Origin of the sequence: Streptomyces sp. NPDC048057, from assembly GCF_040653095.1 — a bacterium.
Classification (GTDB): Bacteria; Actinomycetota; Actinomycetes; order Streptomycetales; family Streptomycetaceae; genus Streptomyces.
In genome coordinates, this window is the sequence record NZ_JBEZNF010000005.1 from 154,094 (window position 1) to 178,683 (window position 24,590).

General features: G+C 71.9%; 20 protein-coding genes. 15 read left to right on the plus strand and 5 right to left on the minus strand.

The window, feature by feature from the left end; translation table 11 throughout:
* Positions 1-26: 26 nt before the first annotated feature.
* Positions 27-950 (minus strand): hypothetical protein, encoded by a 924-nt coding sequence (locus AB0E05_RS07455; protein WP_361960285.1) that lies wholly within the window; start codon positions 948-950, stop codon positions 27-29.
* Between the two features lie 353 nt (positions 951-1,303).
* Here AB0E05_RS07455 and AB0E05_RS07460 point away from each other — a divergent pair, with 353 nt between their 5' ends.
* From AB0E05_RS07460 to AB0E05_RS07530, 15 genes are all read left to right on the plus strand, one after another.
* Positions 1,304-1,942, plus strand: a complete 639-nt coding sequence (locus tag AB0E05_RS07460) for a papain-like cysteine protease family protein (protein WP_361960287.1) — start codon at positions 1,304-1,306, stop codon at positions 1,940-1,942.
* A gap of 5 nt (positions 1,943-1,947) precedes the next feature.
* Positions 1,948-2,868 (plus strand): hypothetical protein, encoded by a 921-nt coding sequence (locus AB0E05_RS07465; RefSeq protein ID WP_361960289.1) that lies wholly within the window; start codon positions 1,948-1,950, stop codon positions 2,866-2,868.
* A 278-nt stretch (positions 2,869-3,146) separates the two neighbouring features.
* Positions 3,147-5,177 carry an excinuclease ABC subunit UvrC gene (gene uvrC / locus AB0E05_RS07470; RefSeq protein WP_361960291.1) on the plus strand — a complete coding sequence of 677 codons (2,031 nt, stop codon included), beginning with the start codon at positions 3,147-3,149 and terminating at the stop codon, positions 5,175-5,177.
* Positions 5,174-6,112 (plus strand): RNase adapter RapZ, encoded by a 939-nt coding sequence (rapZ, locus tag AB0E05_RS07475; protein ID WP_361960293.1) that lies wholly within the window; start codon positions 5,174-5,176, stop codon positions 6,110-6,112. Before uvrC ends, rapZ begins: the two co-directional genes overlap by 4 nt.
* Positions 6,109-7,176 (plus strand): uridine diphosphate-N-acetylglucosamine-binding protein YvcK, encoded by a 1,068-nt coding sequence (gene yvcK, locus AB0E05_RS07480; RefSeq protein ID WP_361960295.1) that lies wholly within the window; start codon positions 6,109-6,111, stop codon positions 7,174-7,176. Before rapZ ends, yvcK begins: the two co-directional genes overlap by 4 nt.
* A complete protein-coding gene (gene whiA, locus AB0E05_RS07485) occupies positions 7,167-8,156 on the plus strand; it encodes a DNA-binding protein WhiA (RefSeq protein WP_361537784.1) in 990 nt (329 codons plus the stop codon). The genes yvcK and whiA overlap by 10 nt, the downstream gene beginning before the upstream one ends.
* 121 nt (positions 8,157-8,277) lie before the next feature.
* Positions 8,278-11,241, plus strand: a complete 2,964-nt coding sequence (locus tag AB0E05_RS07490; protein WP_361960298.1) for a M14 family zinc carboxypeptidase — start codon at positions 8,278-8,280, stop codon at positions 11,239-11,241.
* A 201-nt stretch (positions 11,242-11,442) separates the two neighbouring features.
* Positions 11,443-12,450: a type I glyceraldehyde-3-phosphate dehydrogenase gene (gene gap / locus AB0E05_RS07495; RefSeq protein WP_361960300.1), complete on the plus strand. Its 1,008-nt coding sequence runs from the start codon at positions 11,443-11,445 to the stop codon at positions 12,448-12,450.
* Positions 12,451-12,610: 160 nt separating this feature from the next.
* Complete coding sequence (locus AB0E05_RS07500; RefSeq protein ID WP_361960302.1) at positions 12,611-13,822, plus strand: phosphoglycerate kinase; 1,212 nt, start codon at positions 12,611-12,613, stop codon at positions 13,820-13,822.
* A gap of 8 nt (positions 13,823-13,830) precedes the next feature.
* Positions 13,831-14,607: a triose-phosphate isomerase gene (tpiA, locus tag AB0E05_RS07505; RefSeq protein WP_361960304.1), complete on the plus strand. Its 777-nt coding sequence runs from the start codon at positions 13,831-13,833 to the stop codon at positions 14,605-14,607.
* 134 nt (positions 14,608-14,741) lie between these two features.
* Entirely contained in the window at positions 14,742-14,972 is a 231-nt protein-coding gene (secG, locus tag AB0E05_RS07510) for a preprotein translocase subunit SecG (RefSeq protein ID WP_361960570.1), read from the plus strand.
* 145 nt (positions 14,973-15,117) lie between these two features.
* Positions 15,118-15,453, plus strand: a complete 336-nt coding sequence (locus tag AB0E05_RS07515; protein WP_003957010.1) for an RNA polymerase-binding protein RbpA — start codon at positions 15,118-15,120, stop codon at positions 15,451-15,453.
* A 488-nt stretch (positions 15,454-15,941) separates the two neighbouring features.
* Positions 15,942-17,594 carry a glucose-6-phosphate isomerase gene (pgi, locus tag AB0E05_RS07520; protein WP_361960306.1) on the plus strand — a complete coding sequence of 551 codons (1,653 nt, stop codon included), beginning with the start codon at positions 15,942-15,944 and terminating at the stop codon, positions 17,592-17,594.
* A gap of 4 nt (positions 17,595-17,598) precedes the next feature.
* Positions 17,599-18,102 carry a PH domain-containing protein gene (locus AB0E05_RS07525; RefSeq protein ID WP_361960308.1) on the plus strand — a complete coding sequence of 168 codons (504 nt, stop codon included), beginning with the start codon at positions 17,599-17,601 and terminating at the stop codon, positions 18,100-18,102.
* A 56-nt stretch (positions 18,103-18,158) separates the two neighbouring features.
* Positions 18,159-19,724 (plus strand): PH domain-containing protein, encoded by a 1,566-nt coding sequence (locus AB0E05_RS07530; RefSeq protein WP_361960572.1) that lies wholly within the window; start codon positions 18,159-18,161, stop codon positions 19,722-19,724.
* A gap of 397 nt (positions 19,725-20,121) precedes the next feature.
* On the opposite strand, the gene AB0E05_RS07535 is transcribed toward AB0E05_RS07530, so the two are convergent.
* The 4 genes from AB0E05_RS07535 to zwf all read right to left on the minus strand — a co-directional run bounded on the left by AB0E05_RS07535 (position 20,122) and on the right by zwf (position 24,586).
* Positions 20,122-20,892 carry a class I SAM-dependent methyltransferase gene (locus AB0E05_RS07535; RefSeq protein WP_361960310.1) on the minus strand — a complete coding sequence of 257 codons (771 nt, stop codon included), beginning with the start codon at positions 20,890-20,892 and terminating at the stop codon, positions 20,122-20,124.
* Positions 20,893-21,198: 306 nt separating this feature from the next.
* On the minus strand, positions 21,199-21,981 hold the full coding sequence (gene pgl / locus AB0E05_RS07540; RefSeq protein WP_361960312.1) for a 6-phosphogluconolactonase: 783 nt from the start codon (positions 21,979-21,981) through the stop codon (positions 21,199-21,201).
* The gene (opcA, locus tag AB0E05_RS07545) at positions 21,978-23,057 is read right to left on the minus strand and encodes a glucose-6-phosphate dehydrogenase assembly protein OpcA (RefSeq protein WP_361960314.1); all 1,080 of its coding nucleotides are present in this window, start codon (positions 23,055-23,057) and stop codon (positions 21,978-21,980) included. Before opcA ends, pgl begins: the two co-directional genes overlap by 4 nt.
* A complete protein-coding gene (gene zwf / locus AB0E05_RS07550; RefSeq protein WP_361960316.1) occupies positions 23,054-24,586 on the minus strand; it encodes a glucose-6-phosphate dehydrogenase in 1,533 nt (510 codons plus the stop codon). Before zwf ends, opcA begins: the two co-directional genes overlap by 4 nt.
* Between the last annotated feature and the right edge of the window lie 4 nt (positions 24,587-24,590).

Below are 24,590 nucleotides of genomic sequence, written 5' to 3' on the forward strand. Positions count from 1 at the left end.
GGATAGCGGCAGAAGAGCAGCCGGGTTCACTCCCAGTCCCAGTCGATGCCGAGTATCCCCGGCCGGACCCCCTGCTCGACCAGGTGGACCGTGCGGTGCCGGCCGCTGAGCGTCAGGTCCGTCCGCACACCCCGCGGCGCCCCCGTGGTCGCCTGGGCGAACCTGCGGCACCGCACCGGCAGCGCGCCCTCGTCGAAGCGCACCTGGAGCACGTACTGCCCGCCCGCGTAGGTGAAGCCGCGCACGTACTCGGCGCTCGGGCCGCCGGTGCCGTCGTCGAAGCCGTATCCGAAGAAGTACGTGTCACCGGCGCGCAGCCGGGTGTCGAAGAGCAGCTCGGCGACGACGACGCCGCTCTCGCGGTGCCAGCGGACCCGTCCCGTACGACAGTTCTCCAGGGCGCTGACCCGGACCCGCGCCGGGTCGCAGCCCGCGTCGCCGTGGTGGATCGCGAGGTAGCGGTCGACCCCGTCCCGGTGGGCGCGGACCACGTGCTGGGAGTCGCGTCCGAGGAGTTCGCGGGCGGCCCCGATGTGCACCCGCTCGTGGTGGCCCACCGTGTGCAGTCCGCCGTCCGCGGGCGTCTCCAGGTCCGCGAGCAGCGTCTCCACCGTGCCCGAGACCTCGACCAGCGAGCGGAAGGAGCGCGAGGGCGGGCGCTCGACCTCGCCCGCCTCGCCGACGCCGAGCAGCCGGGTCAGGGAGTTCCCGGGCAGTTCCAGCACGTCCTCCAGGGCGCGCACGGCCCGTAGCGACTCCGGCCGCTGCGGGCGCCGGGCGCCCTGCTGCCAGTAACTGAGGCTGGTGACCCCGACCTTGATGCCCCGGTGCGCCAGGTGGTGCTGGACGCGCTGGAGCGGCAGCCCGCGGACCGCGAGGGCCGCGCGCAGCGCCAGGTGGAACGGGCCGGTGTGCAACACCTGCGCCAGATCGGCCTCGGTGTGACCCATGGGGACCTCCAACGGCAACGTTCGAGCTGTGGGCCCGGCGCCCGGGCGGTGACGGCAGCGGCAACGGCGCCGGATCAGTACTGGTACTGGGTGCGCGCACATCCGTACAGGGCCTGCACACGACCTGCACGCAACGGGGGTGAACGTTCACGGCGGGAGGGGCCCGCCGGCGCCGGCCCGGGCGGCGCCCCTGGTGGGGCGGCTCGGGGCCGTTCACTTCCGGGACGGCGCGTTCACAGCGCCGTTCCCCCGGCATTGAACCGTGTTGACCTGCTCGCGACAAGGATTGATGCTCAACGGGCAGCGTCCGGACGCGCTCCTCCACTCCCCACCATCCCTCTGGGAGGATCGCGATGCGCAAGACCACGAGACGGCTCGCCGCGGCGGCGGCCGTCCTCGCCGCAACACTCACCCTGCCCCTGTCGACGGCTTCCCCCGCCACGGCGACGGCCGCGGCCCTCGACGGCCGTACGTCCGCGGCCCAGCCCGCCGGTTCCGACCGCGCGGCGCTGGCTTCGAAGCGGCTCGACATCACCATGCAGGCCCAGCTGAAGACCAACTGGTGCTGGGCGGCGGCCGGCAACACCATCGCCGCGTACTACGGGCGTTCCTACTCCCAGAACCAGTTCTGCAACGCGGCCTTCAACCGCCCGCAGAGCGGTCAGTGCCCCAACTCGCAGGCCACGCTGGCGAACGTGCAGACCGGGTTGCGCTGGGCGGGCGTCAACCCCGGTTCGTACATAGGCGACTGGCTGCGCTACTCCGCAGTCCAGAGCGAGATCAACGCCAACCGGCCGATCGAGACCCGCATCCAGTGGTCCAGCGGCGGCGGGCACATGCACGTCATCTACGGTTATGACACCGCCAACAGCTGGGTCTACTGGGGCGATCCCTGGCAGACGAGTTCACGCTACAACTGGGCCTCGCACTCCTGGTACGTGAACAACAACTCGTTCTCCTGGACCCACTCGCTGTACCGGATCGGAGCGTGAGAGCGATGAAGCGGACCCCTGACTCCGCACGGACGCCGGCGACCCCGCGTCCCTCCGGCACGACCCGGTCGGCCGTCACCGCCGCCGCCGTCGCGTGCCTCGCGCTCGGCGCCCTGGGCGCCGGTACCGGTACGGCCCGGGCCGCCACCACCGCCGACCCCGCGCCCGTGGCCGCCACCGCGGCCGAGGTGACGGCGGCCCGTGCGGCGGCCACCGCCCCCGCCACCCTGGACACCCTCTCCCGCTTCTTCGCGCGGGACGGAGTGGTGGCCCGCTCGGCGGCCCAGCCGCGGGCGGAGGGCGCGACGGTCCCTGTCCTCACCCTCTCCCCGGACTTCGTGGCCAAGAAGCCGGGCGCCCCGGTGGCCCGGACCGAGTTCCTGGCCACGCCGGCCGTCTCGGCGGACGGCCAGAAGGCGTCCGTGTGGACGGCGCGCGGCGGCACCGGCTGGGAGGTGATCAACATCGCCACCGGTGACGACGAGTTCCGCTACGCACGGGCGGGCGCGGCGAAGCTGCCCGGCGGGACCGTGTTCCGCGAGCCGCAGACGGACTCCTGGTACGTCACCAAGGGCAGCCGGGTGCTGCCGCTCGACGAGGACGCGACCCGTGCCGTCGGGGCCCGCGGCACCACCCTCGCCGCGTACCAGAACCGGGTCACCGCCGCGTACGGCGACAAGCTGCCCGGCTCCGCCTACGCCAAGAAGGGCTTCGCGGGCGGCTACGACGCGGCGGCGAACGGCGCCACGTCCGCGACCGACGGCGGAGCGCCGGCCGGACCGGTCGAACGCGCCGACCGCGCGGCGGCCAACGGCGGCTCCGCGGTGACCGCGGCCTCCGCCGCCGCCGGTGCCGGGGCGGTCACGGTGCTCGCCCTCACCGGCTTCGCGGCCCTGCGCCGCCGCCGGAGCGCGCACCGGGTCTGACGGCCCTGTTCCCAGAGGGACGCGTCCCGCCGGGACCCCCCGTCCCGTTTCCGGGGGTGACGCGTCCCCTGCGGAAGCAGAGCCCCGGCCGGGGGGTACGGGGCTCTGCCCGGAACCCGGCCCGACGCCCGCACGAGGGCGTCGGGCCGGCGTTCCGCGGCCCGGGGCCGGCCCGTGCGAGCGCGGCCGGCCCCGGGCCCTCGCGCGTGGCCGCGCTCCCCGTCGGCAGCCGCCCGCACCAGGCCCGCTCTGTCGGTGCCCGCAAGTAGGGTGGCGGTATGGCAGACCCCTCCAGCTACCGCCCCAAGCCGGGAGAGATCCCCGACTCCCCGGGGGTCTACAAGTTCCGCGACGACCACCGCCGGGTGATCTACGTCGGCAAGGCCAAGAACCTGCGCTCCCGCCTCGCCAACTACTTCCAGGACGTGGCCAATCTCCACCCTCGGACCGCCACCATGGTCACCACCGCGGCGTCCGTGGAGTGGACCGTCGTGTCCACCGAGGTCGAGGCGCTCCAGCTGGAGTACTCCTGGATCAAGGAGTTCGACCCCCGGTTCAACGTCAAGTACCGCGACGACAAGAGCTATCCGTACCTCGCGGTCACGCTGAACGAGGAGTTCCCCCGCGTCCAGGTGATGCGCGGGGCCAAGCGGAAGGGCGTGCGCTACTTCGGCCCGTACGGCCACGCGTGGGCCATCCGCGAGACCGTCGACCTGATGCTGCGCGTCTTCCCCGTCCGCACCTGCTCCGCCGGCGTGTTCAAGAACCACCGGCAAAAGGGCCGCCCCTGCCTGCTGGGCTACATCGGGAAGTGCTCCGCGCCCTGCGTCGGCCGCGTCACCCCCGAGGAGCACCGCGAACTGGCCGAGGAGTTCTGCGACTTCATGGCCGGCCGCACCGGCACGTACCTGCGCCGGCTGGAGAAGGAGATGACGGCCGCCGCGGAGGAGATGGAGTACGAGCGCGCGGCCCGGCTGCGCGACGACATAACGGCGCTGCGCCGCGCCCTGGAGAAGAACGCCGTCGTGCTCGCCGACGCGACCGACGCCGACCTGATCGCCGTCGCCGAGGACGAGCTGGAGGCCGCCGTCCAGATCTTCCACGTCCGCGGCGGACGCGTGCGCGGCCAGCGCGGCTGGGTCACCGACAAGGTCGAGGCCGTGGACACCGCCGGCCTCGTCGAGCACGCCCTCCAGCAGCTGTACGGCGAGGAGCGCGGCGACGCCGTGCCCAAGGAGGTCCTGGTCCCCGCCCTGCCCGTCAATCCGGACGCGGTCGGCCAGTGGCTCGGCGAGCGGCGCGGCTCCCAGGTCTCCCTGCGCGTACCGCAGCGCGGCGACAAGAAGGCCCTGATGGAGACGGTCGCGCGCAACGCCGAGCAGGCCCTCGCCCTGCACAAGACCAAGCGCGCCAGCGACCTCACCACCCGCTCCCGCGCCCTGGAGGAGATCGCCGAGGCCCTGGACCTGGACTCGGCGCCGCTGCGGATCGAGTGCTTCGACGTCTCCCACCTCCAGGGCCAGGACGTCGTCGCCTCCATGGTCGTCTTCGAGGACGGCCTGCCCCGCAAGAGCGAGTACCGCCGCTTCCAGATCAAGGGCTTCGAGGGGCAGGACGACGTCCGCTCCATGCACGAGGTCATCGGGCGCCGCTTCCGGCGCTACCTCGCCGAGAAGGACAAGACGGGCGAGTGGATCGGCGCCGACGACGCGTCCGCGGAGGGTGCCGACGACGCAGCACCGGACGGCGCCCCGGCCGGCGCCGCGGGCCGGGACGAGGACGGCCGGCCCAAGAGGTTCGCCTACCCGCCCCAGCTCGTGGTGGTCGACGGCGGCGCGCCCCAGGTCGCCGCCGCCCAGCGCGCCCTGGACGAGCTGGGCATCGACGACGTCGCCGTCTGCGGCCTCGCCAAGCGCCTGGAGGAGGTCTGGCTGCCCGGCGACGACGACCCGGTGGTCCTGCCGCGCTCCAGCGAGGGCCTCTACCTGCTCCAGCGCATCCGCGACACCGCCCACGACTTCGCCATCCGCTACCAGCGCTCCAAGCGCACCAAGCGGATCCGCACCAGCCCCCTCGACGACGTCCCCGGCCTCGGTGAGACGCGGAAACAAGCGCTCATCAAGCATTTCGGCTCGGTCAAGCGCCTCAAAGGCGCCACAATCGAGCAGATCTGCGAGGTACCGGGCATGGGCCGCAAGACCGCCGAGTCCGTGGTCGTGGCCCTCGCCCAGGCGGCACCCGCCGCCCCTGCCGTGAACACGGCAACAGGAGAGATCATGGACGAGAACGACGGGGGAAGTAAGAGATGAACGAGCACCACGAAGACGGAGCGGCACACGTGAGTACGGGCACCGGCACCGAGCCCAACGCGGCTGCGGAGGCAGCCATCCCAGAGCTGGTCATCATCTCCGGCATGTCCGGCGCTGGCCGCAGCACCGCGGCCAAGTGTCTGGAGGACCTGGGGTGGTTCGTCGTCGACAACCTCCCACCGGCCCTGATCCCCACCATGGTCGAACTCGGCGCGCGCTCCCAGGGCAACGTCGCCCGGATCGCCGTCGTGGTCGACGTCCGGGGCCGCCGCTTCTTCGACAACCTGCGCGAATCCCTCGCCGACCTGGACGCCAAGCAGGTCACCCGGCGGATCGTGTTCCTGGAGTCCTCCGACGAGGCCCTGGTCCGCCGCTTCGAGTCGGTCCGCCGGCCGCACCCCCTCCAGGGCGACGGCCGCATCGTCGACGGCATCGCCGCCGAGCGGGACCTGCTGCGCGAGCTGCGCGGCGACGCCGACCTGGTCATCGACACCTCCAGCCTGAACGTGCACGAGCTGCGCGCCAAGATGGACGCCCAGTTCGCCGGCGACGAGGAGCCCGAGCTGCGGGCCACCGTGATGTCCTTCGGCTTCAAGTACGGCCTGCCGGTGGACGCCGACCTCGTCGTGGACATGCGCTTCCTGCCCAATCCGCACTGGGTCCCCGAGCTGCGCCCCTTCACCGGACTGAACGAAGAGGTGTCGAACTACGTCTACAACCAGCCCGGTGCCAAGGAGTTCCTGGACCGCTACACGGAGCTGCTCCAGCTGATCGCCGCCGGCTACCGCCGCGAGGGCAAGCGGTACGTCACCATCGCCGTCGGCTGCACGGGCGGCAAGCACCGCTCCGTCGCCACCGCCGAGAAGCTGGCCGCCCGGCTCTCCTCCGCCGGGGTCGAGACCGTCGTCGTCCACCGGGACATGGGGCGCGAGTGACCGTACAGCCCCCGCGCCTGCGACGGTCCCGCCGCTCCAGTCGCATCCCCACCCTGCGCAAGCGCGGGGCCCAGCCCAAGGTCGTCGCCCTCGGCGGCGGCCGGGGGCTGTCCGCGTCCCTCGCGGCCCTGCGCCGCATCACGGGGGACCTCACCGCCGTCGTCACCGTGGCCGACGACGGCGGCTCCAGCGGGCGACTGCGCGAGGAGCTGGGCGTCCTGCCCCCCGGCGACCTGCGCAAGGCCCTGGCCGCCCTGTGCGGCGACGACGAGTGGGGCCAGACCTGGTCCCGGGTGATCCAGCACCGCTTCCACTCCCAGGGCGACCTGCACGACCACGCCGTGGGCAACGTCCTCATCGTCGCCCTGTGGGAACAGCTGGGCGACCACGTCCAGGCCCTGGACCTGGTCGGCCGGCTCCTCGGCGCGCACGGCCGGGTGCTGCCGATGTCAGCCGTGCCGCTGGAGCTCCAGGCCCTGGTGCGCGGCCACGACCCGGCCAGCCCGGACCTGCTGGAGACCGTACGGGGACAGGCCACGGTCGCCCTCACGCCCGGCGAGGTGCAGTCCGTGCACCTCGTGCCGCACGACCCGCCCGCCGTGCCCGAGGCCGTCGCCGCTGTCCTGGATGCCGACTGGGTGGTTCTCGGCCCGGGGTCCTGGTTCTCCTCCGTGATTCCGCACCTCCTGGTGCCGGAACTGCTGGACGCCCTGGTGGAGACCAAGGCCCGCCGGGTCCTCTCGCTCAACCTCGCTCCCCAACCCGGCGAAACAGATGGGTTCTCTCCGCAGCGTCATTTGGAGGTTTTGGGACGACACGCGCCTAAACTCACCCTGGACGTGGTGCTGGCCGACGAGGCCGCCGTGCCCGACCGCGAACTGCTCGTCGACGCCGCCAAGCGCCTCGGGGCCGCGGTCGAGCTGGCCCCCGTGGCCGTCGCCGGCAAGACCTCCGCCGTGGGCGAAGGCGCCGGGGGAGGGGTTCCGAAGCACGACCCGGAGCTACTGGCCGCCGCGTACGACCGTATTTTTCGGATGCATGGAAGGATCGGCCCATGGCGATGACGGCAGCGGTGAAGGACGAGATCTCCCGGCTTCCCGTCACCCGGACCTGCTGCAGGAAGGCGGAGGTCTCGGCGATCCTGCGGTTCGCGGGCGGGTTGCACCTGGTGAGCGGGCGCATCGTGATCGAGGCCGAGCTGGACACGGGCATCGCCGCGCGCCGGCTCAAGCGGGACATCCTGGAGATCTTCGGCCACGGCTCCGAGCTGATGGTGATGGCCCCCGGCGGGCTGCGGCGCGGCTCGCGGTACGTGGTCCGGGTGGTGGCCGGCGGCGACCAGCTCGCCCGGCAGACCGGACTGGTGGACGGGCGCGGCCGGCCCATCCGCGGACTGCCGCCCCAGGTGGTCTCCGGCGCCACGTGCGACGCCGAGGCGGCATGGCGCGGCGCCTTCCTGGCCCACGGCTCCCTGACCGAGCCGGGCCGCTCCTCCTCCCTGGAGGTCACCTGCCCCGGCCCCGAGGCGGCCCTCGCGCTCGTCGGTGCGGCGCGCCGGCTCTCCATCGCCGCCAAGGCGCGCGAGGTACGCGGCGTGGACCGGGTCGTCGTCCGTGACGGCGACGCCATCGGCGCCCTGCTCACCCGGCTCGGTGCGCACGAGTCGGTGCTGGCCTGGGAGGAGCGGCGGATGCGCCGCGAGGTCCGCGCCACCGCCAACCGCCTCGCCAACTTCGACGACGCCAACCTGCGGCGTTCCGCGCGGGCGGCCGTCGCCGCCGGCGCCCGGGTGCAGCGCGCCCTGGAGATCCTCGGCGACGAGGTCCCCGAGCACCTCGCCGCGGCCGGCCGGCTCCGCATGGAGCACAAGCAGGCGTCGCTGGAGGAGCTGGGCGCGCTCGCGGACCCGCCGCTGACCAAGGACGCGGTCGCCGGCCGCATCCGCCGCCTGCTCGCCATGGCGGACAAGCGCGCCCAGGACCTGGGCATCCCCGGCACGGAGGCCAACCTCACCGAGGAGATGGCCGAGGGCCTGGTGGGCTGACCCCGCCCCGACCCCCGGGCCGGCTTCCCCCCGCTGGTCGTATTGACATGCGCATGGGCCGTGAACAGTCTGACTCCCGTTCACCTTCCGGCACGTATCACGTACCAGTAAGGGGGGGTCCATGAGACGCAGGACCAGATCCATCCTCGCGGCTCTTTCACTGCTGACCGCCGCATTGGCGGCGGCACCGATCGCACAGGCGCAATCAGGGACCGGGACCAAGGGCGGGGAGAGCGGGGACGCACTGGGCGTCTGGCGGGCCTCCGTGACCAAGGAGCAGGTCCCCCTGCTGCTGGCCGCGGGCGCCGACGGCCACGAGTTCAGCGAGCGGATACCCGACGAGGGCACCGCCACGGTGGAGCTGTACCTCACCGACCGGCAGGCCGGTGAGCTGCGGGAAGCGGGCGTCGGCATCAAGGAGCACACCGTCTCCGCCGCCGCCCGCAAGCGCGTCGCGGCCGCGGGCGACGGGGTCTTCCGCCCGTACGACGGCGACGGCGGTCTGAAGGGCGAGGTCCTCGCCACGGCGCGGGCCCACCCCGCGCTCACCAAGGCGATCAGCATCGGCAAGACCGTCAAGGGCCAGGACATCCTCGCGCTCAAGATCAGCAAGGGCGCGAAGACGACCCGCGACGGCGCCAAGCCCGCCACGCTCTACCTGTCCAACCAGCACGCGCGCGAGTGGATCACCCCGGAGATGAACCGGCGGCTGATGCACCACTACCTCGACAACTACGGCAAGGACCCGCGCATCACCCGGCTCGTGGACACCTCCGAGCTGTGGTTCGTGCTCTCGGCCAACCCCGACGGCTACGACTACACCTTCACCGGCACCACCGAGCGCCAGTGGCGCAAGAACATGCGCGACAACAACGGCGACGGCACCATATCCGCCGGCGACGGCGTCGACCTCAACCGGAACTTCGCCTACAAGTGGGGTTACGACAACGAGGGTTCGTCCCCCGACCCCTTCGACGAGACCTACCGCGGCTCCGGACCCGGCTCCGAGCCCGAGACCCGGGCGCTTGACGCCTTCCAGAAGCGCATCGGCTTCGAGTACGGCATTAACTACCACTCCGCGGCCGAGCTGATCCTCTACGGGGTGGGCTGGCAGGTGGCCACCGGCACCCCCGACGACGTGGCGTACGCGGCGCTCGCCGGCACCCCCGCGAAGCCCGCGATCCCCGGCTACCGCCCGCAGGTCTCCTCCGAGCTGTACATCACCAACGGCGAGGCCGACGGCCACGCGGCGAACGTCAACGGAATGATGATGTTCACCCCCGAGATGTCGACCTGCGCCACCGCGTCCCGGGTCGACCCCGACGACGCCTGGAACGCCGCGGACTGTGCCTCCGTCTTCACCTTCCCGGACGACGAGAAGCTGATCCAGCAGGAGTTCGCCAAGAACGTGCCCTTCGCGCTCTCCGTCGCCGAGTCCTCGCTCACCCCGGACCGGCCCGCCTCCTCGCTGGGGAACGAGGCCGCGGACTTCACGCCCGACCCGTTCACCGTCTCGTACGCCCGCGGCGGCGACCAGGAGGTCTCCGTCGTCGCCCGCAAGTCCCTGCGCGACAAGGAGCTGAAGTACCGCGTCAACGGCGGTCGGGTCCAGTCCGAGGACCTGGAGCCCTGGAAGGGCGGCGAGTCCTTCGGCGGCGACGACAACGTCCGCTTCGACGAGTACCGCGCCGAGGTCGAGGACGGCGGGGTCGGCGACCGCGTCGAGGTGTGGTTCACCGGCCGTACGCGCCAGGGCGAACGGGTCTCCAGCGAGCCCTTCGCCTACACCGTCGCCGAACGGCCGCGCGCCGACGTGCTGGTGGTCGCCGAGGAGGGCGGCACCGCCCCGGCCCGGAACGTCGACGCGTACACCACCGCACTGGCCGACAACAAGAAGCGCTCCGCGGTCTGGGACGTCGCGACGCAGGGCGTGCCGCACCCGCTCGGCGTCCTCAGCCACTTCGGCACCGCCGTCTGGTACACCGGCGCAGCCGCCCCGTCCTGGGACGTCACCCGGTCCGTGCGCGCCTTCGTCAACGAGGGCGGGAAGGTGGTCACCACCGGTGAGCGGGCCGGCGGGGACGTCGACCTCGGCGGCGCGGTCAGCGACGACTTCGCCCAGTACTACCTCGGTGCCTCCGGGCGAGCGTCCCTCGGTGGAGTGAACTCCTACGCCGGGGCGGGCCGCCTCGCCGGCGCCGGCGCCCGGCTCGGCGACGCCCCCGGCAACCCGCTGGACGCGGCCGGCGCGTACACCGTCACCTCCGACTCCCTGCCGCCGGCGCAGTTCCCGCAGTTCCGCAGCGCGGCGGCGGGCGACTACCCGGGCGTACGGATGCCGTTCTCGCCGTACGAGGGCCAGTGGTACGCGGTGGCGGCCCACCGCAACTCCTCCTGGATGAGACTCAGTCGCAGTGTGGACCTCACCGGCACCACCGCGGGGCAGCAGCCGCGGCTGGACATGCAGCTGAGCTTCAACACCGAACGCGGCTTCGACAACGCGATCGTCGAGGTCCGCACCGTGGGACAGGAGGACTGGACGACCCTCCCGGACCGCAACGGCGGCACCACGAGCACCGTGCCCACCCAGTGCGACCGGGCCTTCTACGTCAACCAGCACCCCTTCCTGCGCCACTACCTCACGGTCGGCTCCACCGGCTGCACGGCGACCGGCAGCACGGGCGCCTGGCACGCCTTCACCGGCGCGTCCGACGGCTGGCGGGCCGCGTCCTTCGACCTGAGCGCCTACGCGGGCAAGCAGATCGAGGTCCACGTCTCGTACGTCACCGACCCCGGCGACGGCGGACGCGGCGTCTTCGTGGACGACACCCGGCTGGTCACCGGCGCGGGCGGCGCGGGCGACGGCGGCTTCGAGACGACCCTCGGACCGTGGACGTCCAGCGGCTCGCCGGCGGGCAGTCCGGCGCCGCGCGGGAGTTGGCAGCGCAGCCAGGACCAGTACCCCTCGGCCAGCGCAGTGACCACCCGGGACAGCGTGCTGCTGGGCTTCGGACTGGAGCACGCGGCCGGTCGGGACGACCGTAAGAAGCTCATCGGAGCGGCACTGGGCGCACTTGGGCGCTAACGCACCGTAGCGGATTGTGACCCTTTCGCCAGGGCTTGCGGCGGTCCGTGCTCCCTACCGATTGGTATGGACCGCCGTGGTCGTGGACCGACCCTCCGATGTCACTTCGCGGCGTCCCGAGAGGTAGGGTCGTAAGCGGTCGGGGACATCCCAATACAGCTCGCCGGCATCGAGTCGGCGTACCAACGAGGAGATCGGTTCGTGACGATCCGCGTAGGCATCAACGGCTTTGGCCGCATCGGTCGTAACTACTTCCGCGCGCTGCTGGAGCAGGGTGCAGACATCGAGATCGTGGCTGTCAACGACCTGGGTGACACCGCGACCACGGCGCATCTGCTGAAGTACGACACCATCCTCGGCCGCCTCAAGGCCGAGGTGTCCCACACCGCCGACACGATCACCGTCGGTGGCCACACCATCAAGGTCCTCTCCGAGCGGAACCCGGCGGACATCCCCTGGGGCGACCTGGGCGTCGACATCGTCATCGAGTCGACCGGCATCTTCACCAAGAAGGCCGACGCCGAGAAGCACATCGCCGGCGGCGCCAAGAAGGTCCTCATCTCGGCTCCGGCCAGCGGCGAGGACATCACCATCGTCATGGGCGTCAACCAGGACAAGTACGACCCGGCGCAGCACAACGTCATCTCGAACGCGTCCTGCACCACCAACTGCGTGGCGCCGATGGCCAAGGTCCTCGACGAGAACTTCGGCATCGTCCGCGGTCTGATGACCACGGTCCACGCCTACACCAACGACCAGCGGATCCTGGACTTCCCGCACAAGGACCTGCGCCGCGCCCGCGCCGCCGCGGAGAACATCATCCCGACGACCACCGGTGCCGCCAAGGCCACCGCCCTGGTCCTGCCGCAGCTGAAGGGCAAGCTGGACGGCATCGCGATGCGCGTCCCGGTCCCCACCGGCTCCGCCACCGACCTGGTCGTCGAGCTCTCCCGCGAGGTCACCAAGGACGAGGTGAACGCCGCGTTCAAGAAGGCCGCCGAGGGCGAGTTCCAGGGCATCATCGCCTACACCGAGGACCCCATCGTCTCCTCGGACATCGTGAGCGACCCGGCGTCCTGCACCTTCGACTCCTCCCTGACCATGGTCCAGGAGGGCAACTCGGTCAAGATCCTCGGCTGGTACGACAACGAGTGGGGTTACTCCAACCGCCTCGTCGACCTCACGGTCTTCGTCGGCAACCAGCTCTGAAAGCTCCGAACGCTCTGACGGCCCCGCCCGGCTCGGCCCCGCACAGCCCAGCACCGCAAGGCCACCAGAGCACCACGATGTGAGCGAACGGGCTCGGGCAGCGCAAGGTCGCGCGGCCCGGGCCCTGTCGCACGTCCAGCCCTCCCGAGGAGTTCTCAGCATGAAGACGATCGACCAGCTGCTGGCCGATGGGGTAGCCGGCAAGCGGGTATTCGTCCGCGCCGACCTCAACGTGCCGCTCGACGGCACCGCGATCACCGACGACGGCCGCATCCGCGCCGTCGTGCCGACGGTCGCCAAGCTCGCCGACGCGGGCGCGCGCGTCGTGGTGGCCTCGCACCTGGGCCGTCCCAAGGGCGCCCCGGACCCGGCCTTCTCCCTGGCCCCGGCCGCCGCCCGGCTCGGCGAACTGCTGGGCCAGGAGGTCGCCTTCGCCACCGACACCGTCGGCGAGTCCGCGAAGTCCGTCGTCGCCGGCCTGGCCGACGGGCAGGTCGCGGTGGTCGAGAACCTGCGCTTCAACCCCGGCGAGACCAGCAAGGACGACGCGGAGCGGGGCGCCTTCGCCGACCGGCTCGCCGAACTCGCCGACCTGTACGTGGGCGACGGCTTCGGCGCCGTCCACCGCAAGCACGCCTCGGTGTACGACCTGCCCGCCCGGCTGCCCCACGCGGCCGGGTACCTGATCGCCACCGAGGTCGGGGTCCTGAAGAAGCTCACCGAGGAGGTCCGGCGCCCGTACGCCGTCGTCCTCGGCGGCGCCAAGGTCTCCGACAAGCTCGGAGTCATCGAGAACCTGCTGGAGAAGGCCGACCGGATCCTGATCGGCGGCGGCATGGCGTACACCTTCCTCAAGGCCGAGGGCCACGAGGTCGGCACGTCGCTGCTCCAGGAGGACCAGGTCCCGGTCGTCCAGGACTACCTCGCGCGGGCGAAGGACAAGGGCGTGGAGTTCGTGCTCCCCGTCGACGTCCTGGTGGCCCCCGGGTTCCCGGACCTCAAGACCAAGGCCCCGGCCCACCCCACCACCGTCGCCGCGGACGCCATCCCGGCCGACCAGGAGGGTCTGGACATCGGTCCCGAGACCCGCAAGCTGTACGCAACGAAGCTCGCCGACGCGGCCACCGTCTTCTGGAACGGCCCCATGGGCGTCTTCGAACACCCCGACTACGCCGAGGGCACCAGGGCCGTCGCCCAGGCGCTCGTCGACTCCCCGGCGTTCTCCGTGGTCGGCGGCGGGGACTCCGCCGCCGCCGTGCGGACGCTGGGCTTCGACGAGAAGGCATTCGGCCACATTTCGACCGGCGGCGGCGCCAGCCTCGAATACCTCGAAGGCAAGACGCTTCCCGGCCTCGCCGCACTGGAGGACTGATCAAGCACATGAGTAACCGCACCCCGCTGATGGCGGGCAACTGGAAGATGAACCTCAACCACCTGGAGGCCATCGCCCACGTCCAGAAGCTCGCCTTCGCACTCGCCGACAAGGACTACGACGCCGTGGAGGTCGCGGTCCTGCCGCCCTTCACCGACCTGCGCTCCGTGCAGACCCTGGTCGACGGCGACAAGCTGAAGATCAAGTACGGCGCCCAGGACATCTCGGCGCACGACTCCGGCGCCTACACCGGCGAGATCTCCGGCACCATGCTCGCCAAGCTGAAGTGCGCGTACGTCGCCGTCGGCCACTCCGAGCGGCGCCAGTACCACGCCGAGACGGACGAGGTCTGCAACGCCAAGGTGAAGGCCGCATTCCGGCACGGCATCACGCCCATCCTCTGCATCGGCGAGCCGCTGGAGGTCCGCAAGGCGGGCGAGCAGGTGGCGCACACCCTCGGACAGCTCGACGGCGGCCTGAAGGACGTCCCCGCCGAGCAGGCCGAGCAGATCGTCATCGCGTACGAGCCCGTCTGGGCCATCGGCACCGGTGAGGTCGCCACCCCCGAGGACGCGCAGGAGGTCTGCGCGGCCATCCGCGGCCGGCTCGCCGAGCTGTACTCCCAGGAACTGGCCGACAAGGTCCGCATCCAGTACGGCGGCTCCGTGAAGTCCGGGAACGTGGCCGCGATCATGGCGAAGCCCGACGTGGACGGCGCCCTGGTGGGCGGGGCCGCGCTGGACTCCGACGAGTTCGTCAAGATCGTTCGCTTCCGCGACCAGTGAGTATGCGGTAGCGCCGATCCGTCGTACCCTTGCGGGGACCCGGGGCCGCTCGCGGCCGGGGTCCCCGCAGTCGGTAGTCACCTAGTCACCCAGTCACCTCAAGATTTGCCAGGAAGTAGGGTCCAGCCGTGGTTATGGGGTTCTCGATCGCCCTGATCGTCTTCAGCCTGCTGCTGATGCTGCTGGTGCTGATGCACAAGGGGAAGGGCGGCGGCCTCTCCGACATGTTCGGCGGCGGCATGCAGTCCTCCGTCGGCGGCTCGTCGGTAGCCGAGCGCAACCTCGACCGCATCACGCTCATCGTCGGCGTGTTGTGGTTCGCCTGCATCGTCGCCCTCGGCCTGCTGATGAAGCTGAACGACTGACGCCGCTGGACTCCGTCCGACGCCTCCGCGCGGGACGGGGGTAACTCCAACGACTGGACGGGCGTTGGGCCTTACGTAGACTGGGGCACCGCGGCGCAGCCGCTGTGAGACGCTGTGCAGCACCATCACGCAGGGAGTTACGACCGTGGCAAGTGGCAACGCGATCCGGGGAAGCCGGGTCGGGGCGGGGCCGATGGGCGAGGCCGAGCGCGGCGAGTCCGCGCCGCGCCTGCGCATCTCCTTCTGGTGCTCGAACGGGCACGAGACGCAGCCGAGCTTCGCCAGTGACGCACAGGTCCCCGACACGTGGGACTGTCCGCGCTGCGGGTTCCCGGCCGGCCAGGACCGGGACAACCCACCGGACCCGCCGCGCACGGAGCCGTACAAGACGCACCTGGCGTACGTACGGGAACGGCGCAGCGACGCGGACGGCGAAGCGATCCTCGCCGAGGCCCTTGCCAAACTGCGGGGCGAGATCTAGGGCCTGTCTTATGGATCAGGCTGGGTGAATGGGGGTTCCCCCACGCCCTCTGGGCGTAGGGGGAGGGGTCTGGTGCCGTGGATCGCAAGGCGGAGGAGGGAGTCGACGCGGAGTGTCGGCGACCGACGACAACGCTGGGGGTCCCTCCCGTGCTCGAAGGGCTACGGGGGAGAGGCGCGGTGCCAGGGCACGCGAGCCCAGCAAGATCCGCAAGACAGGCCCTAGACACGACATCCGGCCGGGACACCGAGAGGTGCCCGGCCGGACGCATGTGCCGGCCTGGTGCAGGTCCCGCCGCCACGGATTTTTTGCCGGGCCTCCTCGGTTGGCCACAGTGCCCGACTGTCAGTGCCGTCGCTTACGGTTCTGAGTCAGGTGAACACGGAGCGTGCGCAGCGCCTTCGTGGGCGCCTCGCGGCCCTCCTGATCATTTAGGTTGGGGCGGTGGGGCGCCAGTCAGGCACGAGACGAAGCGAGCTGATGTCCGAGTGAACGCAACGGGCCGTACCCGGCTCAACCAGACCCCCGAGTGGATCGCGCTCGGCAAGCACCGCGAGCAGCTGGGACAGACCCATCTGCGGGAGCTGTTCGCCGCCGATCCGGAGCGCGGCAGCTCCCACGTCCTGCGCGTCGGTGACCTCCACGTCGACTACTCGAAGCACCTGGTGACCGACGAGACCCTGGCGCTGCTGCGCGAGTTGGCGGTGGCCACGGACGTCGCGGGGCTGCGGGACGCGATGTTCCGCGGCGAGAAGATCAACGTCACCGAGGACCGCGCCGTCCTGCACACCGCGCTGCGCGCCCCGCGCGGCTCCGTCGTCGAGGTCGACGGCGAGGACGTGGTCCCCGAGGTGCACGCGGTGCTCGACCGGATGGCCGCCTTCGCCGAGCAGGTCCGCGCCGGCTCCTGGACCGGACACACCGGCAAGCCCGTCAAGAACGTGGTCAACATCGGCATCGGCGGCTCCGACCTCGGCCCCGCCATGGCGTACGAGGTCCTGCGCCCCTACACCGCGCGCGACCTGACGTTCCGTTTCGTGTCGAACGTGGACGGCGCCGACCTCCACGAGGCGGTGCGCGACCTGGACGCGGAGGAGACGCTGTTCGTCGTCGCCTCCAAGACCTTCACCACGATCGAGACCATCACCAACGCCACGTCCGCCCGCGATTGGCTGCTCGGCGAGCTGAACGCCGGTCAGGAAGGCGTCGCCCGGCACTTCGTGGCCCTGTCGACCAACGCCGGGAAGGTCGCCGACTTCGGCATCGACACGGCGAACATGTTCGAGTTCTGGGACTGGGTCGGCGGGCGCTACTCGTTCGACTCCGCCATCGGCCTCTCCCTGATGATCGCGATCGGCCCGGAGCGCTTCCGGGAGATGCTCGACGGCTTCCACCTCGTCGACGAGCACTTCCGCACCGCGCCCTTCGAGGAGAACGCGCCGCTGCTGCTCGGCCTGCTCGGCATCTGGTACGGCGCGTTCTTCGACGCCCAGTCGCACGCCGTGCTGCCGTACTCGCACTATCTGAGCAAGTTCACCGCGTACCTCCAGCAGCTCGACATGGAGTCGAACGGCAAGTCGGTGGACCGCGACGGGCAGCCGGTGGACTGGCAGACCGGCCCCGTGGTGTGGGGCACCCCCGGCACGAACGGTCAGCACGCCTACTACCAGCTGATCCACCAGGGCACCAAGGTCATCCCCGCGGACTTCATCGGCTTCGCCAGGCCCTCCGCCGACCTGTCGCCCGGCCTGGCCGCCCAGCACGACCTGCTGATGGCGAACTTCTTCGCCCAGACGCAGGCCCTCGCCTTCGGCAAGACCCCGGAGGAGGTGCGCGCGGAGGGCGTGCCGCCGGAGCTGGTCCCGCACAAGACCTTCCAGGGCAACCACCCCACGACCACGATCCTGGCGGACGAACTCACCCCTTCCGTGCTCGGCCAGTTGATCGCGCTGTACGAGCACAAGGTCTTCGTCCAGGGCGCCGTCTGGCACATCGACTCCTTCGACCAGTGGGGCGTGGAGCTCGGCAAGGTGCTCGCGAAGAAGATCGAGCCGGTGCTGACCGAGGGCGTCGGCGGCGAGGGGCTCGACAGCTCGACGGCCGCGCTCGCGGCGAAGTACCGGACACTACGGGGGCGTTGACGTCATGGCCACGGGGGAGACGGCGGTGCGACTGCGACCGCCGAGGAACGCACTGGACCGCCGGGCCGTCGGCTGGTGGCTGACGCAGTGGCTGATCGCCGCGGTCGTGGTCGCCACCGTGCCGGGCCTCCTCGGCCTGTGGATCACCCCGGCGCGCACCTGGCTGTGGGCGTCCGCTGCCGCACTCAGCGGACTCTCCCTGCTCTGCGCCGCCGTCTTCCCCCTCTGGTGGTTCCGGGTGCACCGCTGGGAGGTCACCGACGAGGCGGTGTACGTCCGCACCGGCTCCCTCTGGCAGGAGTGGCGCATCGCGCCGATGTCCCGCATCCAGACCGTCGACACCGTGCGCGGCCCCCTGGAGCGGTCCTTCAAGCTGGCCACCGTCACGGTCACCACGGCCTCGTCCGAGGGGCCGGTACGGATCGTCGGGCTCGACCACGAAGTGGCGGCCGAGCTGGTGGCGGAGTTGACGCGGGTCACCCAGGCGACGCCCGGGGACGCGACGTGAGCGCGGTGCCTCCGCCGGCGGCGGAAGCGGACGACGAGCCGGGCGGCGAAGTCCCCGTGGCCCCGACCACGGTCACCACGGCCTCGTCCGAGGGGGAGTGGCGGCAGCTCGACAAGCGGGTCCTGCTGGTCACCGGCGCCGTCGTCACCGGCATCGCGGGCGGCATCTGCCTGCCCGTGCTGCTGGGGCTCTCCTCCGGCGCCTGGTTCGGCAACGGCCCCCGCCGCGGCATCGGGCTGCTCCTGCTGCTGACCGCCGCGGTCCTGCTGGTCCTCGGCTCCGTCGCCGTCCAGTACGCCACCTGGCGCCGTACCCGCTACCGCATCGGCCCCGACCGCGTCGACCTCCACTCCGGCCTGCTCTTCGTGAAGCGGCGCTCCCTGGCGCGCGAGCGGATCCGCAGCGTCGACCTCACCGCGAATCCGCTGCTGCGCGTCCTCGGCCTGGTCAAGGTCCGCATCGGGACGGGTGAGAGCAGCGGCAGCGGCGAGTCCTCGCTGGTGCTGGACCCGGTGGGCAGGGCGGAAGGCGAGCGCCTGCGCGCCGAACTGCTCGACCGGCCCGTCGACGTTCCGGCCGCGGTCGCGGAAGGCGCCCTCGCCGTCCTCGACCCCTCCTGGATCCGCTACGCCCCGACGTCCTTCGTCGCCCCCGCGCTCGGCGTCGCGGCGGCCGGCGCCGTGATGCAGGTCAGCGACTTCTTCGGGTTCCAGGGCGAGGTCATCGAGTGGACCGGCGACCGCTTCCACGACACCTCCGTAGCCGTCATGGTCGGGACGCTGGTCCTCGCCGCCCTCGTCGTCGGGGCGATCGGCGCGCTCGGGCTGTGGGTGGAGATGTGGTGGGGCTACCGCCTGGACCGGGAGCCCGGCGGCGTGCTGCGGGTGCGCCGCGGGCTGTTCACCACCCGCTCCATATCCGTCGAGGAACGCAGGCTGCGCGGGGTCGAGCTGGTGGAGCCGCTGGGCGTACGGCCGTTCGGCGCGGCCCGGGTGGACGCGGTCGCCACGGGCATAGCCGACGACAAGGAGAGCGACCACGCCGACCTCCAGGTGCTGCTGCCGCCCGCGCCGCGCGCGGTGGCGGACTCCGTGGTGGGCCTGGTCCTGCGGGAGCCCCGCACCCCGATGGACACCCCGCTGACCCCGCACCCGCGCGCCGCCCGCGCCCGCCGGCTGCGCTGGGCGCTCCTGTGGGCCGCGGCCCCGGCAGCGGTCCTGGTGCCCCTCGGCCTCTGGCTCACGTCCGTCCTGCTGTACATCGCGGCGGGGTACGCGGTGGTGGCGTTCCCGGTCGCGGTGCTCCTCGCCGTGGACGCGTACCGCAGCCTCGGCCACGCGCTGAGCGGGGGCTATCTGCTGACCCGCTCGGGGAGCACGGCCCGCCGTACGGTCGCGTTGCAGCGCAGCGGGATCATTGGCTGGACGATCTCCCAGTCCGTCTTCCAGCGGCGGTCGGGCCTGATCACGGTGACGGCGACGACGGCGGCGGGTGCGGGTGGCTACACGGTCCACGACGCGTCCGAGCCCGCCGCGCTCGCCCTCGCGTCGGAGGCGGTCCCCGGCCTCCTGGCTCCGTTCCTGGAGCCAGCGCCTCCGGGCCGCGCCGACGCACGGAGGTGAGCCCACGCCTGCGGCGCGTAAGGGTTGCACACTTGGTGCCGCCCCCTGTGCCTTTGGACGTACGCGCCGTAACCCTGCGGGTGCGTTGGTCTCTACGGACCGTGGCGGGCTTGTCGCGCAGTTCCCCGCGCCCCCAAACCCTCGTCCGTCTCCGGGCGCGTGGTCCGGTAGCGGCAGGGGGGCTGCCACGGTCTCAGGTCGAACGACGACCTCAGGCACATCAGGGGCGCTGGGGTCCCCCATGCCCTCTGGCCATAGGGGGCGGAACTGCGCGACAAGCAACCCACGGTCCGCAGGGACCAATGCACCCGTGGAGCCACGGCGGACGCGTCAGGCGGTGCTGAGGGGCGCCCGCGCCCTTGGGGCCAGGACGCGGAGGACAACGCACCCGCAGGCGCTAGCGCAGGGCCACCAGGACGCTGTCGTCGCCGCATTGCCAGACCGTGGTGATCGTGCGGAAGCCCGCCGCCTTCAACAGGTCCGCCTGTTCGTCGAACGTCAGGTCCAGCGGAGGCGCGAACGCGCGTTCCGCAATGGCGCGTTGCTCGCGTTCCCGCGCCAACTCGGCGAGCTCCGGCGCCGCCAGGAACGCCTTCCACCAGGAGTCCCAGTCCTCGCGGTCCGCCGTGCCGGCCCGCTCAGCGCGGCCGGCGCGCACGTGGCGGGCCAGGGCGCGGGCGTCGGGGGAGCCCTCGGGCATGCGGTTGTTGGCGTCGACGAAGACGCCGCCCGGGCGGATCCTGGCCGCCAGCAGGCCGTACAGCGCCGCGAGGTCCTCCGCTTCCAGCCAGTGCAGGGCGGTGGAGGAGACCGCCGCGTCCCAGGGCTCGCCGGGGGCGACCCGGTCCGGCCAGTCGGGGGAGTTCAGGTCGTCGAGGAGGAGGCGCGCGCTGGTGCCGGCGACGTTCTCCTCGCCGAGGCCCAGCATCATCGGGTCCGCGTCGACGCCCACGACCTCGGCGTGCGGCAGGGCGCGGGCGAGGCGGACGGTGAGGGAACCCGTACCGCACCCCAGGTCGACGATCCGGGGGCGCTCGGGCGAGGCCCGCTCCAGGGACCATCGGGCCACGTCGAGGATCACCTGGAACCGTTCCTCGCGGTCCGGGCTGTACCGCTCCTGCTGTTCGTCCCACCGCTGTAGCCAGGTGCGGGCCGTCTCTCCGAGCATCGTGGTCCCCTTCCGTGCATCCGTCGAACACGTTGCAAGGCCGTGCGTGCAGACGTGCGCGTACACGTGCATGTGGAGCGGAGAGAAGGGGAGATGGGGCGTCCCCCTCGCCGCGTCCCCAGTTAGCCGCACCATCTCGACCTCCGGCAAGATCGCCTCCCGACCTCCTCGGCGCTGCGACCGTCTTTTGGCTGATCTTGGGTCGGGGAGGAGGTGTTTCAGGACAGGGCGGGCAACGCGAAGGGCCCGGACGCCACCAGGGGCGTCCGGGCCCTTCGTGAGCCTCGGCTTCCGCAGCGCGAGCGGCTACGCCGCGGCCGGCGGGTACAGCTCCCGCGGCAGTTGTGCAGCCGCCGCGGAGTCCAGCAGCCACAGCGTGCGGGCCCGCCCGCGGGCACCCGCGGCCGGGGCCTGGATCTCGCCCGCGCCGGACAGCGCGATCGCCGCCGCGTTCGCCTTGTCCTCGCCCGCCGCGAGCAGCCAGACCTCCCGGGCCGCCCGGATAGCGGGCAGCGTCAGGGAGATCCTGGTCGGCGGGGGCTTCGGCGCGCCGTGCACCCCGACGACCGTGCGCTCGGTCTCCCGCACCGCGGGGTGCTCCGGGAAGAGCGACGCCACGTGGGTGTCCGGGCCGACGCCGAGCATCAGGACGTCGAAGGTCGGCACCGGCCCGTGGTCCTCCGGCCCGGCAGCCGCCGCCAGCGCCGTGGCGTACGCGGCGGCTGCCGCCTCCACGTCGCTGCCGTACGGACCGTCGGACGCCGGCATCGGGTGCACCCGCGCCGGGTCGACCGGCACGTGGTCCAGCAGGGCGGCCCGCGCCTGGGTGGCGTTGCGCTCCGGGTCCCCCTCGGGGAGGAACCTTTCGTCGCCCCACCACAGGTCCAGCCGGCGCCAGTCGACCGCGTCGCGGGCCGGCGAGGCCCCGAGCGCGGCCAGCAGGCCGTTGCCGTTGCGTCCGCCCGTCAGGACCACCGACGCGGTGCCGCGGGCGGCCTGGGCGTCCACGATCTTCGTGATCAGCCGGGCCGCCGCGGCCTGGGCCATCAGCTCCTTGTCGCGGTGGACGACGAGCTGCGGTGCGCTCACTTCGCCGCCGCCTTCCGCGCGGCGGCCTTCTTGCCCGTCGCGGCCTTGGCGGGGGCGGTCGGCGCCGGAGCTTCCTCGGCGTCCGACCCCGCGTCGGCGGAGCCCGCCCCGACGGAGGCCGGCGCCGGTGCCGCGGAGCTGCCGGGCTCGCCGTCACCGAGCCGGTCCACCCCGTACCGCAGGGCGGAGGCGTAGGTGTCGTCCGGGTCCAGCCGCCGCAGCTCCTCGGCGATCAGCTCCGAGGTCTCCCGCCGCTTGAGCGCGACCGCACGGTCCGGCTGGCCCTGGATGGAGAGGTTCGCCAGCGAACCGTCCGCCCGGTCGAGCACGATCCGACCGCAGTCGGTATCCATCCGCACGGCCGTGAGACCGGGGCCGGGCGACAGGGTGCGCCGCACCGGTACGCCCAACCGGTCCGCGAGCCACATCGCGAGCAGTTCCACGCTCGGGTTGAACTCCTCGCCCGCCACCTCGACCGCCGTGACCTCGCAGACCACCTGGTCGAGCGCGGCGGCCAGCATGGAGCGCCACGGGGTGATCCGGGTCCAGGACAGGTCCGTGTCGCCGGGGGTGTACGCCTCGGCGCGCGACCTCAGCTCCTGGATGGGCTGCTCGGCGGCGTAGGTGTCGGTGACCCGGCGCTGGGCCAGTGCGCCCAGCGGGTCCTTCGCCGGGTCCAGTGGGGCGTTCACCGGCCACCACACCACGACGGGCGCGTCGGGCAGCAGCAGCGGCAGCACCACCGACTGGGCGTGCTCCGTCACGTCCCCGTACAGCCGCAGGACGACGGTCTCGCCGGTGCCCGCGTCCGCGCCGACCCGCACCTCCGCGTCGAGCCGGGTCTGCGCCCGGTCGCGGGGGGTGCGGGAGACCCGCTTGATGACCACGAGGGTGCGGGAGGGGTGCTCCCGCGACGCCTCGTTCGCCGCCTTCAGCGCGTCGTAGGCGTTCTCCTCGTCCGTGACGATCACCAGGGTCAGGACCATGCCGACGGCCGGGGTGCCGATCGCCCGGCGGCCCTGCACCAGCGCCTTGTTGATCTTGCTGGAGGTGGTGTCCGTAAGGTCGATCTTCATGGCCGGCGCCAGCTCCGTCCGTCTCGTGCGAGCATTTCGTCCGCCTCGACCGGCCCCCAGGTCCCCGCCGAGTACTGGGCGGGCTTGCCGTGGGTGTCCCAGTACTGCTCGATCGGGTCGAGGATCTTCCAGGACAGCTCGACCTCCTCGACCCGCGGGAAGAGGTTGGAGTCGCCGAGGAGCACATCGAGGATGAGCCGCTCGTACGCCTCCGGGCTGGACTCCGTGAAGGACTCGCCGTACGCGAAGTCCATCGACACGTCCCGCACCTCCATCGAGGTGCCCGGCACCTTGGAGCCGAACCGCATCGTCACGCCCTCGTCCGGCTGGACCCGGATGACCAGGGCGTTCTGCCCCAGCTCCTCGGTCGCGGTGTGGTCGAAGGGGGAGTGCGGGGCCCGCTGGAAGACCACCGCGATCTCGGTGACCCGGCGGCCCAGGCGCTTGCCGGTGCGCAGGTAGAACGGCACGCCCGCCCAGCGGCGGTTGTCGATCTCCAGCTTTATGGCCGCGTAGGTGTCGGTCTTGGAGTCGGGGTCGATGCCGTCCTCCTGGAGGTAGCCGACCGCCTTCTCACCGCCCTGCCACCCCTCGGCGTACTGACCGCGCACCGTGGTCTCACCCAGGTCCTGCGGCAGCTTCACCGCGCCGAGGACCTTCGTCTTCTCCGCCGCCAGCGCGTCCGCGTCGAAGGAGGCGGGCTCCTCCATCGCGGTCAGCGCCAGCAGTTGCAGCAGGTGGTTCTGGATGACGTCACGCGCGGCGCCGATGCCGTCGTAGTACCCGGCCCGGCCGCCGATGCCGATGTCCTCGGCCATGGTGATCTGGACGTGGTCGACGTACGACCGGTTCCAGATCGGCTCGAAGAGGGTGTTCGCGAAGCGGAGCGCCAGGATGTTCTGGACGGTCTCCTTGCCGAGGTAGTGGTCGATGCGGAAGACCTCGTTCGGCGGGAAGACCTCGTGCACCACCTTGTTGAGCTCCATGGCGGACGCGAGGTCGTGGCCGAAGGGCTTCTCGATGACCGCCCGGCGCCACGACGTCTCCTGCTGGTCCGCCAGCCCGTGCTTCTTGAGCTGCTGGACGACCTTGGGGAAGAACTTCGGCGGCACGGACAGGTAGAAGGCGAAGTTGCCCCCGGTGCCCTGCGCCTGGTCGAGCTCGGCGATCGTCTTCTTCAGCGTCTCGAACGCCTCGTCGTCGTCGAAGTCGCCCTGGACGAACCGCATGCCCTGGTTGAGCTGCTGCCAGACCTCCTCGCGGAAGGGGGTCCTGGCGTGCTCCTTCACCGCGTCGTGGACCTCCTGGGCGAAGTCCTCGTCCTGCCACTCCCGGCGGGCGAACCCGACCAGGGAGAAGCCCGGCGGCAGCAGCCCCCGGTTCGCCAGGTCGTACACCGCGGGCATCAGCTTCTTGCGGGACAGGTCGCCCGTGACGCCGAAGATGACCAGGCCCGACGGCCCCGCGATGCGCGGGAGCCGTCGGTCGGCGGGATCACGAAGCGGATTGGCCTCGCTTGATCCGGACACGGTC

Coding starts and splice junctions, on each gene's coding strand:
- AB0E05_RS07490 (WP_361960298.1), top strand. CDS start 8,278: ATGAGACGCAGGACCAGATCCATCCTCGCGGCTCTTTCACTGCTGACC.
- uvrC (WP_361960291.1), top strand. CDS start 3,147: ATGGCAGACCCCTCCAGCTACCGCCCCAAGCCGGGAGAGATCCCCGAC.
- whiA (WP_361537784.1), top strand. CDS start 7,167: ATGGCGATGACGGCAGCGGTGAAGGACGAGATCTCCCGGCTTCCCGTC.
- secG (WP_361960570.1), top strand. CDS start 14,742: ATGGGGTTCTCGATCGCCCTGATCGTCTTCAGCCTGCTGCTGATGCTG.
- AB0E05_RS07525 (WP_361960308.1), top strand. CDS start 17,599: ATGGCCACGGGGGAGACGGCGGTGCGACTGCGACCGCCGAGGAACGCA.
- AB0E05_RS07535 (WP_361960310.1), bottom strand. CDS start 20,892: ATGCTCGGAGAGACGGCCCGCACCTGGCTACAGCGGTGGGACGAACAG.
- AB0E05_RS07460 (WP_361960287.1), top strand. CDS start 1,304: ATGCGCAAGACCACGAGACGGCTCGCCGCGGCGGCGGCCGTCCTCGCC.
- opcA (WP_361960314.1), bottom strand. CDS start 23,057: ATGAAGATCGACCTTACGGACACCACCTCCAGCAAGATCAACAAGGCG.
- rapZ (WP_361960293.1), top strand. CDS start 5,174: ATGAACGAGCACCACGAAGACGGAGCGGCACACGTGAGTACGGGCACC.
- AB0E05_RS07500 (WP_361960302.1), top strand. CDS start 12,611: ATGAAGACGATCGACCAGCTGCTGGCCGATGGGGTAGCCGGCAAGCGG.
- tpiA (WP_361960304.1), top strand. CDS start 13,831: ATGAGTAACCGCACCCCGCTGATGGCGGGCAACTGGAAGATGAACCTC.
- AB0E05_RS07465 (WP_361960289.1), top strand. CDS start 1,948: ATGAAGCGGACCCCTGACTCCGCACGGACGCCGGCGACCCCGCGTCCC.
- AB0E05_RS07455 (WP_361960285.1), bottom strand. CDS start 950: ATGGGTCACACCGAGGCCGATCTGGCGCAGGTGTTGCACACCGGCCCG.